Origin of the sequence: Burkholderia sp. S171 (assembly GCF_009766085.1) — a bacterium.
GTDB lineage: Bacteria > Pseudomonadota > Gammaproteobacteria > Burkholderiales > Burkholderiaceae > Caballeronia.
Genome location: NZ_LMUF01000043.1, coordinates 177,938 through 190,662 on the forward strand (window position 1 = coordinate 177,938; position 12,725 = coordinate 190,662).

Annotated in this window: 12 protein-coding genes; 10 read left to right on the forward strand and 2 right to left on the reverse strand. The window is 61.9% G+C overall.

Features of this window, described 5'->3' with window-relative positions; translation table 11 throughout:
- The 9 genes from GSQ93_RS24045 to GSQ93_RS24085 all read left to right on the forward strand — a co-directional run.
- On the forward strand, window positions 1-584 hold a 584-nt coding region (locus tag GSQ93_RS24045), incomplete at its 5' end, for a sensor histidine kinase (RefSeq protein ID WP_158938133.1).
- The gene (locus tag GSQ93_RS24050; RefSeq protein ID WP_158938134.1) at window positions 574-1,923 is read left to right on the forward strand and encodes a sigma-54 dependent transcriptional regulator; all 1,350 of its coding nucleotides are present in this window, start codon (window positions 574-576) and stop codon (window positions 1,921-1,923) included. The genes GSQ93_RS24045 and GSQ93_RS24050, both read left to right, overlap by 11 nt.
- A gap of 371 nt (window positions 1,924-2,294) precedes the next feature.
- Entirely contained in the window at window positions 2,295-3,440 is a 1,146-nt protein-coding gene (locus tag GSQ93_RS24055) for a porin (protein WP_158938135.1), read from the forward strand.
- Between the two features lie 120 nt (window positions 3,441-3,560).
- Window positions 3,561-4,649 (forward strand): YncE family protein, encoded by a 1,089-nt coding sequence (locus GSQ93_RS24060; RefSeq protein WP_158938136.1) that lies wholly within the window; start codon window positions 3,561-3,563, stop codon window positions 4,647-4,649.
- A gap of 35 nt (window positions 4,650-4,684) precedes the next feature.
- Window positions 4,685-5,455: a substrate-binding domain-containing protein gene (locus GSQ93_RS24065; RefSeq protein ID WP_158938137.1), complete on the forward strand. Its 771-nt coding sequence runs from the start codon at window positions 4,685-4,687 to the stop codon at window positions 5,453-5,455.
- A 268-nt stretch (window positions 5,456-5,723) separates the two neighbouring features.
- Window positions 5,724-6,578 (forward strand): fumarylacetoacetate hydrolase family protein, encoded by an 855-nt coding sequence (locus GSQ93_RS24070; protein WP_254074023.1) that lies wholly within the window; start codon window positions 5,724-5,726, stop codon window positions 6,576-6,578.
- Between the two features lie 323 nt (window positions 6,579-6,901).
- Window positions 6,902-7,912 (forward strand): alpha/beta fold hydrolase, encoded by a 1,011-nt coding sequence (locus GSQ93_RS24075; RefSeq protein WP_158938139.1) that lies wholly within the window; start codon window positions 6,902-6,904, stop codon window positions 7,910-7,912.
- A 110-nt stretch (window positions 7,913-8,022) separates the two neighbouring features.
- A complete protein-coding gene (locus tag GSQ93_RS24080) occupies window positions 8,023-9,012 on the forward strand; it encodes a YncE family protein (RefSeq protein ID WP_158938140.1) in 990 nt (329 codons plus the stop codon).
- Window positions 9,013-9,057: 45 nt separating this feature from the next.
- The gene (locus tag GSQ93_RS24085) at window positions 9,058-9,774 is read left to right on the forward strand and encodes an FCD domain-containing protein (RefSeq protein ID WP_158938141.1); all 717 of its coding nucleotides are present in this window, start codon (window positions 9,058-9,060) and stop codon (window positions 9,772-9,774) included.
- Window positions 9,775-9,806: 32 nt separating this feature from the next.
- On the opposite strand, the gene GSQ93_RS24090 is transcribed toward GSQ93_RS24085, so the two are convergent.
- Both GSQ93_RS24090 and GSQ93_RS24095 read right to left on the reverse strand, forming a co-directional pair.
- Window positions 9,807-11,168, reverse strand: coding sequence for a HAMP domain-containing sensor histidine kinase (locus GSQ93_RS24090; RefSeq protein ID WP_158938142.1), 1,362 nt, complete (start codon window positions 11,166-11,168; stop codon window positions 9,807-9,809).
- Window positions 11,155-11,838 carry a response regulator transcription factor gene (locus tag GSQ93_RS24095; RefSeq protein ID WP_158938143.1) on the reverse strand — a complete coding sequence of 228 codons (684 nt, stop codon included), beginning with the start codon at window positions 11,836-11,838 and terminating at the stop codon, window positions 11,155-11,157. The genes GSQ93_RS24090 and GSQ93_RS24095 overlap by 14 nt, the downstream gene beginning before the upstream one ends.
- A gap of 152 nt (window positions 11,839-11,990) precedes the next feature.
- Between GSQ93_RS24095 and GSQ93_RS24100 the strand changes: the two genes are divergently transcribed.
- Entirely contained in the window at window positions 11,991-12,668 is a 678-nt protein-coding gene (locus GSQ93_RS24100) for a response regulator transcription factor (protein WP_158938144.1), read from the forward strand.
- Window positions 12,669-12,725: the final 57 nt, after the last annotated feature.

Consider the following 12,725-nt stretch of genomic DNA (forward strand, 5'->3'; position numbering starts at 1 on the left):
ACCAGGTGCACGAAAACCTGCTTGTCATTTGCAACATGACCGAGCGAATGGGCAAGATCACCAGCCAGCTCAAGCGCTTCGCGCGCAAGTCGCCGACCTATCTGGACCGGGTCCTGATCAGTTCCGCCGTGTCGAACTCGCTCTTCCTGCTAGATGCCCGTATTCGCAGCGGAAATATAGAACTGAGACGCGACGAGCCGGACGCGAGGGTATTCGCGATCGCCGAACCGAACCGGCTCGAGCAGGTGCTGATCAACCTGATCGGCAACGCGCTCGACTCGATAACCGAGGCCGGCAACGTTCGCGCGCACGTGCTGACCATCGCGGTCTCTTGCGAAGCAGAGCACGTCGCGATCGAAGTTCGCGATACCGGGGCAGGGATGTCCGAAGAAGTCCGGGGTCATTTGTTCGAACCGTTTTTCACCACGAAGGATCAGGGCGAAGGGCTTGGCCTGGGCTTGACGATTTCGGCCAGCATCATCCAGGAGTTCGGAGGCACGCTGCTGGCCGAGGTCCGGCCCGATGGCACCGTATTTACAGTGAGATTGAAACACGCCACGCGGCGAGGCAACGATGTCCAATAACATGAAGGTGCTCTTCGTAGAAGATGACGCAGCGGTGCGGCTGGGTGGAGTGCAGGCGTTTCGACTGAGCGGGATGGAAGTCCAGGCCTTCGAGCGCGCCGAGCACGCCCTGCGTTATATCGAATTCGGTTTTCCCGGAATCCTGGTCAGTGACCTGCGGCTGCCTGGCATGAGCGGTCTCTCGCTGATGGATCATGCGATCGAAACCGACGCGTCCTTGCCGGTTATCCTCATGACGGGACACGGCGATATTCCCATGGCAGTCGACGCGATGCGCCGGGGTGCTTATGATTTCGTCGAGAAGCCGTATTCGTCGGAACAGCTGGTGGACGTCGCGCAACGGGCGCTCGAGAAGCGCCGCCTGACGCTCGACCTCTGGGCCGTACGGCAGGCGCTCGCTCATCGCGACACCATAGAAGCGAAGATCCTCGGACGCTCCCCGGCAATAGATCATCTGCGCCGCATGATCCTCGATCTTGCCGACGCCGACGCTAACGCGCTGATTCTTGGCGAGACCGGAACCGGCAAGGAACTGGTCGCGCGTTCGCTGCATGATTATGGTCGCAGGAAAGGCGGGAATTTCGCCGCGATCAACTGCGCAGGTATCCCGGAACTATTGTTCGAGAGCGAGGTATTCGGCCACGAGGCCGGCTCCTTCACCGGCGCGATCAAACGGCGCATCGGCAAGATCGAATATGCTCAGGGCGGGACCTTGTTTCTCGATGAAATCGAAACCATGCAGATGTCGCTGCAAGTGAAGCTGCTGCGCCTGCTGCAGGAGAAGAAGTTCGAGCGTGTCGGCTCTAACGACCTGCTCAAGATGGATTGTCGAATCGTTGCGGGAACGAAGGTGGACCTGCTGGAACTGGCCGCGCTCAAGCACTTCCGCGATGACCTGTATTACCGGCTCGGCGTCGTCGTGCTCGAAATTCCTCCGCTTCGAGACCGTCGCGAGGATATCCCCATGCTGTTCGAGCATTTTGTCCTGCAGGCAGCGGCGGAATACAACAAGCCGGTACCGGTCGTCTCCGCAAGTCACGTGCGGGACCTGATGTCCCGTCAGTGGCCCGGAAACGTGCGCGAGCTGCGCAATGTAGCTGAACGATTCACCCTCGGCATGCCGACGCGGGTCGACACGACGGGCAATGGCGTCGGCGCCGGCGCCGGCAAGGCGTCGCTTGAAACGCAGCTCAATTCGTTCGAGCGGCAGTTGATCGAAGAGGCGTTACGCGGATGCTCGGGCCGCGCGGCCCTGGCCTGCGAGTCGTTGGGAGTGCCTAAAAAAACGCTCTACGACAAAATGCGTCGCCTCGGCATCAGTTCGGAAGAGTTCAAGTGAAAACCGTTGGGGATTTTGTCCGCAGCATTTGTCACCGATTTCATCCATCAAACCGGCCGCTTGTCCGGCTTTCCGCAACGAACCGCTGAAGGCCCGTTCGTTTTCCCCGCCAAATCAATAGCTTGATACCAACTCATCTTGGCACGTCGCTTGCATTGTTTCTGATAGATCAACTACAACGGGACCTCCTGCTTGACCGCGCGCTTCACGACGTATGAGCGTGGCGGGATCCTTCCGCATTCAGGTCAAAGGCCGTGAGCCAGATTGGCCTGATGCAGGTAGACAGCGATCCAATGGAAACATGCTGAAAATATTATGTCGGCATACTAAATAAATTAGCAAAAACATATACCTATAAATCCGGAGATAACATGAAACGCATCGCACTTTCTGGCTTTACCATCGCCGCGCTGACCGCGGCATCGGCCGCACAGGCGCAGAACACCGTGACGCTCTATGGGGAGCTGGATAACGCGCTCGCGTACTACAACAACGTCGGGCACGCCTCCCTCGTCACTTTGCAGGGTTCGGACCTGACAGCTAACCAGTGGGGTATGAAGGGCAGGGAAGACCTGGGCGGTGGTCTCGCGACGATCTTCAACCTCGAGAACGGTTTTGACGCCAACACCGGAAAACTGAAGCAGGGCGGCAGGATGTTCGGCAAGAATGCATGGATCGGAATGACCAGCGCCACGTTGGGCACGGTCACGATTGGCCGTCAACTGGACACGACGGTCGACCTGATTCAACCGCTGACCGCCGACGGCTACGGCCCCGCGTTTTCGACCCCCGGCGATGCCGACAACAACGACAATACCTTCCGCGTCCAGAACTCGATCAAGTATACGAGTCCGACATACAGCGGCCTGCAGTACGCACTAATGTACGGCTTGGGCGGCGTGGCCGGCAGCGTCTCGTCGCAGGAGACATCGTCGGCGTCGGTGGTATACACGCATGCCGGCTTCAGCGCTGCCGCCGGCTATGTCTTTGCCAAGAACGACGGCGCCGGGGGAGTGGGCACGGCTGATACGACGGCGAACAACTCCGTGACGCCGCTTTATGACGGCACCGCGTTCGTCGGCTCCCGGTTGATCAGCCAGGCCGCTGTTCAGTATGTGATCGGCGGTTGGACCGGCAACGTGCGCTACAGCAATGCGCAGTGGAAGCCCTATGCTTCCTACACGGCGTTCACCCGCAAGGAGACGTTCAATACAGGCGCCGCGTCCCTTGCGTACCTGGTGACACCGTCGGTCCAGGTTGATGCCGGCTATACCTACACGAAATCGAGCGGGGCCTCGTCCGCGGTCTATCACACGGTGGCGGCAGGCGCTGAATACTTCTTCTCGAAGCGCACCACGGTCTACGCCATCGGCGGCTACTCGCATGCGCACGGCACCACATTCAGCGCCGACGGCAACAGCATCGTCGCCGCGGCCGGGTCGGTGGGAGACCTGGAATCGAGCTCGAGCACGCCGAACCAGGTCGCGCTGATCCTCGGCATCACCCACAAGTTCTGATGCATCGGCAGGTGCGCCCACGGGGTCTCTTGATCCTGCTGTGGGCGGCCGCCTGCTGCGGAACACCGGTTCGTTGGAACCGACACAAACAACGCTTGCACATACCAAGAAAGGATGGAGATGATGTTACGCAAACTCAATTCACTGGCGCTGCTCGGTAGTCTGTTCTCCTGCGTTCTGGCGAACCACGCAGGCGCCGCCGAGCTCAAGATGATTGCCCAGATCCAGGTGCCCGGCGAGCCCCTGGATTCGTTCGATATCAGCTTCGTCGACCAGAAGACCCATCACTACTTTCTCGCCGATCGCAGCAACAAGGCGGTGGATATTGTCGATGGAGCGACCCTGAAGGTCACGGGACAGGTGCATGGTTTCGTAGGTGTCCCCGCAGACAAGGATAACGACACGGCCGGTCCCAACGGCGTCCTGACGATCGGCAACGAGGTCTGGGCCGGCGACGGCGACAGCACGGTCAAGGTGATCGATCTCAAGACCCAGAAGATCGTCGACACGATTCGGACCGGCGGAAAGAAACGCGCGGATGAAATGGCCTACGACCCGAAGCACCAGATATTCATCGTGGCCAACGATGCCGACGATCCGCCGTTCGTGACGCTGATCTCGACCCGGCCGGGCCACAAGATCCTGGGCAAGATCGAGTTCAAGGACGCGAGCGACGGGATCGAGCAGCCGATCTATTACGCGCCCAAGGGCGTGTTCATGATGTCGGTGCCGGAACTCAAGGGCGATAAGTCGGCGGGCGAAATCGCCATCATCGACCCGCTCAAGGTCAAGGTCACGGGTGCGATGAAAGTGGCCAAGTGCCTGCCAGCCGGCCTGGCGCGGGGGCCTGGCAACCGGCTGGTGATTGGCTGCAATGCGGGCGGCAAGAAGTCGGGTCTCGAGCCGATCATACAGATCATCAACGGGGACACTGGCGCCCCGGTTGCGACGGTCGCAGACATTGGCGCAGCGGATGAAGTGGCCTACAGCGCGAAAAACGGGCAATACTACATCAGCGCCAGACAGATGCCGAACGGTCCGGTCCTGGGGGTGATCGATGCCAAGACCAATACGCTGTTGCAGAGTATTCCCACCGGCGGCAACGCGCATTCGGTCGCGGCGAGCGACGTGAGCGGACACGTGTTTGTCCCGCTGCCGAAGACGGGCGGACCATGCGGTGGTTGCATCGCTGTGTACAGTACCCAATGAAGTGCGGAACGCAAACTATCAGGAGATCGGTGCTCATGAAAGGCCGGGCGGGGATTTTAATCGGCGTGCTGCTGGTCGCCATTCAGCCGGCGCGTGCGGCCGATCTGGTGGTGTTCTCGGCGGCAGCTATGAAAGGCGCCCTCGAAAGCCTGCCGGAACAGTATTTGGTCGCGAGTGGTGACCATGTGCGCCTGGTCTACGGCACCGCCGGCCAGGTGCGTGAGCGGGCCGTGTCGGGTCAGGCTTTCGACCTGGTCATTCTCCCGCCCAAGCCGCTCGCGGATCTGGCAGCGCGTCACTTGGTGAGCGAGGACTCCGAGAAGGACATCGCACGAGTGAGGCTCGGGCTGGCGGTGAAGACCGGCGCCGCCATACCGGGTATCGCGGATGACCAGGCATTCGTGAAGGTCCTGCTCGAGGCCCGATCCATAGGTATGGCTGATCCGGCAACTGGTGCGACATCGGGGGTGTACCTGGCGAAGTTGATCGACCGTCTTGGACTCGGGGACAAGGTGGGTCCCAAGCTCAAATACTATGCGGAAGGACAGACCGCGATGGAAGCCATGGCGCGAGACGAGGTGTCGGTCGGGCTTGGACAGATCAGCGAGATCAAGCCCGTTCACGGCGTCACCCTGGTCGGGCCGATCCCTGAAGACCTCCAACTCAAGACCACCTATGCAGCGGGAATCAGCGCGACCAGCGCGTCTGCAGACTCGGCCAGGAAGCTGCTGGCTTATCTTGGCGGACCCGCGGTGCAAGCATCGTTGAAGGCGAATGGATTCGACGTGACAACGCCCGGCAACTGAGCGTCTGCGCACCGCTTTCCCCGTAGGCCGGCATGCCTGCGAATGGACGCTGTGCAGGCTTCACTCCCTCGAAGGAACGAACTTGGATAATTCACGTCGCAGGCTTCTTAAACTGGGCACGGGTTTCGCCCTGAGTTCCGCGGTAACCGTCAAGGCTGGCGCTACGGCCGCGTCAATCATCATTCCGGCAGAACCTGGACCGCAGGGCACAGTGTTGCGCCTTGTCACCTTCAGCGAAGGCGTCCCGGGTTCGCCAAGACTCGGAGCAGTGACAGCCCAGGGCAGGGTGGTCGATCTCGGGGCGGCCGCCAAGGCGATGGATATGACGCTCGCGTTTGATCCCGCGAGCATGGTGTCGCTGATCGCAGCCGGTCCCGATGCGGTTGCGCAGGCGCGCCGCTGCGCCGCATCCGGGCGTCCGCACCTGCCCCTTGACCGGGTGCGGTTGCTCGCGCCGATCCCGGTGCCGGCGCGCAACGTCTATGCAGTGGGCTGGAACTATCTCGAACATTTTGGCGAGAGCCTGACGGCCAAGAAGGCCGACCTGCCGAAGCACCCCGTCTTCTTCACCAAGGGCACGCATACCATCAATGGTCCCTTCGACCCGATTCCTTTCGATCCGGCGGTGTCAGTCAAGATCGACTGGGAGGGGGAGCTGGCCGTGATCATCGGCAAACGCGGCTATAACGTGGCGGAGAGCGATGCGATGCAGCATGTGTTCGGATATGCCGTCATCAACGACACAACCGCACGCGACATGCAGGTCGACCACGGCGGTCAGTGGTTCAAGGGCAAGAGTCTGGATGGCCACGGGCCGATCGGCCCCTGGATCGTTCCCGCCAGCGATATCGACTACACCAACCTGCAGTTGACGACGCGCGTGAACGGCGTGATCAAGCAGCGTATCAATACGAGCCAGATGTATTTCAAGGTGCCGCGCCTTATCGCGGAACTGTCTCTTGGGTTGACACTGGAGCCGGGCGACATCATTGCCACCGGCACGCCATCCGGCATTGGCGCCGCCCGAAACCCGCCGGAATTCCTCAAGCCCGGTGATGTCATGGAGACGGAAATCGATCGAATCGGGGTGATCCGCAACGAAATTCGCAGCGTCGCTGCCTGACGCAAGATCTCTATCGCCAATGTCGCTTGGTTCTTGAAGGAAGCCCTCGCGGCGCGACACCTTTTCCGGACGGCAAGCATCGCCCTGTGCGATTTTTCACATGATCAGGCGCCAAGAAAGGACGGTCGCCCCGCGCTCGCTCGTGAAGGCGGGGCAAATGAAAATTGGCACGGCGCTTGCATCTGATGCCAGTCCACATCCAGGACATCGGCGTTCGAGCAACACCGAAATTGAAGACGAATGATTTAGTCGCAACGCGTTGGCCCCGGCATGAAGCGCCGCGCTTGCCGCACGTTGAGTTTTTGCCGGAAGGGATAAAAACAATGAGCAGTACGGATGACACGCAGGATGCAGGACGGCGGCGCCGTTTCCTGCAAGGGGCAGCGCTGACGCTGGTGGCCGCGGCCGCACCGCCCGGCGCGAGCGCCACGGAAAATGCACGTATCGTCGCGGAGGATCATTGGGCGCGCAAGGGCGCCGTCAAGCTGTACCTGTATCGCAAGCGCATGCCTGACAACGGCCCCCCGAGGCCCGTCCTGTTCCTCGTGCACGGCTCGTCATTCTCGGGACGAGGAGGCTTCGACCTGCAGGTGCCGGGCACGGCGAACTACTCGTTCATGGACGAGTTCGCCCGATACGGTTTCGACGTCTGGACCATGGACCACGAGAACTACGGCCGTTCGTCCCAGACCCAATCGAATTCGGATATCCGCTCGGGCGTCGAAGATCTGAAAGCCGCCCTTCCGGTGGTCGAAAGCGTCACTGGACAGAAGAAGGTCATGTTCTACGGGCAGTCATCCGGCTCGATCCGGCTCGGCGTGTTCGCGATGGAGGAACCCGAGCGCGTCGATCGCATGGTGCTGGATGCTTTCACCTATACCGGCGAGGGCGCGCCGGAAATCATGAGGCGCCGCGCGAATATCGCGAGCCTCACAGCCAGCAACTTTCGCCCGACCTCGCAGGCAAGCTTCGACGCCATCTTCGCCCGCGACGACCCATCGACAGTCGATCCTGCGGTACCGAAGGCGCTTGGCGACTACGAGCTCAAGCTCACGAACCGCACGCCCAACGGAACCTACGTCGACATGGCGATCCACATGCCGATGGTCGACCCGAAGCGGCTGCTGTGTTCGGTCTGCATGACGAGGGCAGAACATGACGGCAATGCAACCGACGCCGAACTGCTCGACTTCTTCTCGCAGTTGCCGAACAAGGACAAGCAATTCTGTGAGATCAGGGGTGTGGCCCACGTCGCGGTGCTGGGCATTAACCGGCATCGCATCTGGCACGTGATGCATGCGTTTTTTACCCTTCCAACGCAACGTTCGGCCTGATTGCAATGGCCGTGGGTTGTCGTGGATTACAGGCAGGGCCGGCGGCATGACACCGGATGCATCGAGCGGCCTGGACAAGCGTATTCGCAATTCAAACGGAGAATGGAACGATGATAAATATTGCCCTGGCGACACGCGTGCTGGCCGGCAGCTTGATGGTGCTCGCAAGCATTGCGTCCGCGAACGCGCAGTCCCATTACAAGCTCGTCAAGACGATCGATCTTCCCGGCAAGGGTGGTCACGGTGACTGGGTCACGTTCGACGAACAGACCAATACTGTCTGGATTGGCCAGTCGCCTGCTCACAATGTCATCGTTATCGACGCGGGGACGCTCACGGTGAAAGCGACGATTCCCGGGGTCGAGGAGGCCAACGGGATCGATCTTGACGACACATACGCCTACGTCGCCGACGCCAAGTCCAACACGCTGGTCGTCATCGACAAACGGACCTTCGAGAAGAAGGCCGCCGTGGATTCGGGCGGCAAGGGGCCGGACGGCGTGAGTGTCGACCGCCGCACCGGCACGGTCTTCGTCGCCAACGACGATAGCAACAACGAGGTGATGTTCGAAGGCAAGACGCCGTTCAAGCGCGTGAAGACGATCGACCTCAAGCCGAATCCTGCCAAGCACGGACCGGACGTGGCGCTGTACGTCAGGGAGCTCGACCGCCTGTATCAGCCGGTCGACAACATGATCGACGTGATCGATCCGAATACCGGCGCGGTCGAAGCCGTCTGGGACTTCGGCGTCAAGAGCGACGCCAAGCCCATGGTCTACGACAGCCAGGCGAAGCACCTTGTGATCGGTACTCGCGACCAGAAGATGCTCATCGTCGACCCGGCGACCGGCAAGCTGGTCGCGAGCGTGCCGTTTACGGGCGGCGATATCGATCAAACAGCGATCGACGTGGCCGCGCGCCGCGCGTTCATGGGCGACAAGTCGGGCAAGCTTGAGGTCGTGGATCTGGACAACAACACGGTGATTGATCATATCGACACGGAAAAGAAGGTCCATACCCTGGACGTAGACCCGAAGACGCATCGGTTGTTCGTTTATCTGAACGAGAGCAACAAGGTCGCGGTGTTCGAGCCATCCTGACCCGGCTCGGCATGCTTTGCGCCGCGGGTAACCTACGATCGAATCATGAAAAGCGACAACCCGGAATCTGGCATCACCGTGGCCGACTTGCGCACGCATACCGTCACCGGCGTCGTGCAGCACTTGATCGAACGCATGATCCTGAGCGGCGAACTGAAGCCTGGGCAACGTCTCAACGAGACGGCGCTCGCCACGCAGCTTGCGGTCAGCCGCGGGCCGGTGCGGGAGGCTTGCCGCTCGCTTGTCGAGCTCGGGCTCCTCTGCCTGATCCCGAATCGGGGCATCTTCGTGCGACGGTTCACGAAGCAGGACGTGGCGGAGGTCTTCGAGCTCCGCGCGGGACTGGTTGCGTTGTCCGCCCTCCTGCTGCTACCGGTCCTGCGGGCCGATGTCTCGGCTGGACTTGATCGCCTGTTGGACGAGATGGAAGACGCGGCGCAAGTCAGCGACTTCGCGCGGTACGACACGCTCAACCTTGAGTTCCACGACTTCATGGTACGCGCCACGGGAAACACCCGTTTGATAAGGCTTTATAGGGGGCTCGTTAAGGAGTTCAAAATGTTTCGCTCGCATGGGGTCACGCAGGGTGACGCCTTGCTGCAGTCGAACGAGGAGCATCGCGAGATCGTGAGTGCGCTCAAGTCCGGGGACGCGAGCCGCAGCTACCAGGCAAGCTTCCGGCACATCGGGCAAGGCACGGCGCGCATGCTGGCGGCGCTCGACAAGCTGTCGCAGACGGACCTGCCAAGCAGCAAGGGATAGCGCAGAAGGGATGTGCCCGGCCGATACGCCTGCTATTCCGGCTGCATGGGTTTGAAGAGAGTGACCTCGCAGCCGCTTGCGATGTCCCCGAAGCGGATCTCCATGCCATGCATGCCCGCCACGGCGTAGGCGAGGCTCAGCCCGAGCCCGTTGCCGGCGGTATGCCGGCTTGCCTCCGTGCGGTAGAACCGTCTCAGCACGGCTTGACGCTCCGCGGGCGCGATGCCGGGCCCGTCGTCGCGGATCGATATGCCGACGCCGGTGGCGTCGCTGAAGAGACGGATCAGGACGTGGCCGCCTGTGGGCGCGAACTTGAGCGCGTTTTCAACCAGGTTCGCCAGCGCCTCGAAGAGCAGGCTTGGGTCGCCATGCATCGGATAAGGTCCGGGAGAGGAACGCTGCACGTCGAAGGAGATTCCCTTGTCTTCGGCGGTGGGTTCGTAGAGCTCGAACACGTCTGTTGCCAGCGCGCCCAGATCTACCGCGGTGAAGCCTTCGCGCCGCACCCCGCTCTCAACCTCGGAAATGCGCAACAGCGCGTTGAAGGTGCGCATCATGCCGGTTGCCTCGGTGAGCGTGTCGTCGAGCGCCGCGCGGGTTTCCTGTTCTGTGCCGGCGCGCCGCTGTGCGCGCTCCAGTCCTGCGATCAGGCGCGTGAGCGGCGTGCGCAGGTCATGGGCGATGGCGTCGCAGACGCCCTTGACCTCGTGCATCAGCCGCTCGATCTCGTCCAGCATGCCGTTCACCACGCGCACCAGGCGGTCGAGATCGTCTTGCCGCGTATGCATGGGCAGCCGCTGGCTCAGGTTGCCCGCGACGATCTGTTTGATCGATGCCGTGACCGCGTCGAGGCGCCGCACCGATCCCACCCCGATCACTGCCGCGCCCAGCAGTCCGACGACCAGCGTCAACAAGGCAGCGGAGAGCAGCGCATGCAGCAGCTCTTCGTCGAAGTGATCGAGTTCGCGGATATTCTGGCATTGCAGCGCGATGCGCTGGTCCGGGAAGCGCATCGCGATACAGCGGCCGGGCGGATTGTGGGGTACGCCGCGCAGTCGGATCGAAAACGGTTTGTCGAAGACGGGGATGGCAGGGCGCTCGCCAGGATAGCCGCCCGCTAGATGGCGACCGTTGGCGTCGAAAAGTCCGAAGGGGCGCTGCATGCGCGGGTCGTAGAGATTCTGGTGTTGAAAGCGCGCGACAAGTTCGACCGGATCCTCACGGGTCAGCTCGGCATGTTCGCGCAGCAGCCAGTCGTCGATTCGCTCCGTCTCGAAACCGGTGATTTCGGTGTACAGGTAGCCGAACAGGATCGCCGCGACGATGCCGAACATCGACAGGAACAAGGTGGCGAGCCGAAAGCTGGTAGTGCGGTGGAGTTCAGTCAGGCGCACGAAGCAAGTACCCCGATCCGCGTACGGTGTGAATCATCGGCATCGAGCCGGAAGGATCGAGCTTCTTCCTCAGGCGGCTGATGTGCACGTCGATGACGTTGGTGCGCTCGTCGAGCCGATAGTCCCAAACCGCTTCGAAGAGCATCGTTCGGCTCACCACCTGGCCTTCGTTTCGCATCAGGTATTCGAGCAGCCGGTATTCGCGCGGCAGCAGCGCGACCGGCCGGCCGGCGCAAGTCACGTCGCGCCTGAGCAGGTCGAGGTGCACGGGACCCACGCGGTACTCCTGGATTTCCGGCGCGGCGTCGCGACGGCGCATCAGGGCATCGAGCCTGGCCGTGAGTTCGATGAATTCGAACGGCTTGGTCAGGTAGTCGTCGCCGCCCGCGCGCAGTCCGCGCACGCGTTCATCCACCGCGGAGAGTGCGCTCAGGATCAGGACGGGTGTCTCTATTCCCGCGCTACGCAGCGACGCGAGCATGCCGAGTCCCTCGAGGCCACCCGGCAACATGCGATCGAGCACGATGGCGTCATAGCGGTTGGCAATGGCGAGCATCAGCCCGTCCCGGCCGGTCTGCGCGGTCTCGACCGAGCAGCCGTGATAGCTGAGCGCTTCGACGATTTCGTTCAAGGTCTGCGTGTCGTCTTCGACGACGAGTACATTCGGCATGCCGTCTCCGGTTTTGCGTGCGAGAGGCGACGGGTCGCCCTAAACGATCATCGAACTTATCCTGTATGTTGGCAGTATGCCGTGCCGAACCGGTCCGGCTTTTCTCCCGAACATGAAAAAATTTTAATGCAAGCGCGTGAGGATGGGTTTTTATGCGCGTCCTGGTGATTGAAGACGATGCCCGCGGCAGGGCCTTCCTGGCCCGTGGCCTCGCGGAGAGCGGCCATATCGTCGATACGGCCGAAGATGGCGCGACCGGCCTCGCGCTCGTGCGCGAGGGAATCTACGACGTGGTGGTGACGGACCGGATGCTGCCTCGGCTCGACGGCGTGGAGCTCGTGCGCGCGTTGCGCGCGCACGGCAATGCAACGCCTGTGCTGATGCTCTCGGCCGTGGGCGGCCTGAACGACCGGGTGGAAGGCATTCGCGCGGGCTGCGACGACTACCTGGTCAAGCCCTACGCGTTTGCCGAACTGCTGGCCCGTCTTGAAGCGGTCGCGCGCCGCCGCGACAGCGGCCGCCGGGGCGATGTGCTGCAATGCGCCGACCTGGCGCTCGACTTGCGCGCGCGCAGCGCGACCCGCGCGGGGCGCAGTCTGCGTCTACAGCATCGCGAGTTCCTGCTGCTGGAATGCCTGGTTCGCCACGCGGGCCGGATCGTGACGCGCAGCATGCTGCTCGAGGCCGCGTGGAACTATGACTTCGAGCCGCGCGGCAACATCATCGACATGCATATGCACCGGCTGCGCGGCAAGGTCGACCGTGATTTTCCGACGGCGATCATCCAGACGGTAGCGGGGGCCGGCTACCTGCTCGGCGAGCCGGTGTGAGGCAGGCCGGTCTGCATTAAAAATCTTTAATCATTGCGCGAAAGGGCGGACAGGACC

Bases quoted from the DNA above. Each gene is read 5' to 3' on its own strand.
- GSQ93_RS24050 (WP_158938134.1), top strand. From the start codon at position 574: ATGTCCAATAACATGAAGGTGCTCTTCGTAGAAGATGACGCAGCGGTG.
- GSQ93_RS24055 (WP_158938135.1), top strand. From the start codon at position 2,295: ATGAAACGCATCGCACTTTCTGGCTTTACCATCGCCGCGCTGACCGCG.
- GSQ93_RS24060 (WP_158938136.1), top strand. From the start codon at position 3,561: ATGATGTTACGCAAACTCAATTCACTGGCGCTGCTCGGTAGTCTGTTC.
- GSQ93_RS24065 (WP_158938137.1), top strand. From the start codon at position 4,685: ATGAAAGGCCGGGCGGGGATTTTAATCGGCGTGCTGCTGGTCGCCATT.
- GSQ93_RS24075 (WP_158938139.1), top strand. From the start codon at position 6,902: ATGAGCAGTACGGATGACACGCAGGATGCAGGACGGCGGCGCCGTTTC.
- GSQ93_RS24080 (WP_158938140.1), top strand. From the start codon at position 8,023: ATGATAAATATTGCCCTGGCGACACGCGTGCTGGCCGGCAGCTTGATG.
- GSQ93_RS24085 (WP_158938141.1), top strand. From the start codon at position 9,058: ATGAAAAGCGACAACCCGGAATCTGGCATCACCGTGGCCGACTTGCGC.
- GSQ93_RS24095 (WP_158938143.1), bottom strand. From the start codon at position 11,838: ATGCCGAATGTACTCGTCGTCGAAGACGACACGCAGACCTTGAACGAA.
- GSQ93_RS24100 (WP_158938144.1), top strand. From the start codon at position 11,991: ATGCGCGTCCTGGTGATTGAAGACGATGCCCGCGGCAGGGCCTTCCTG.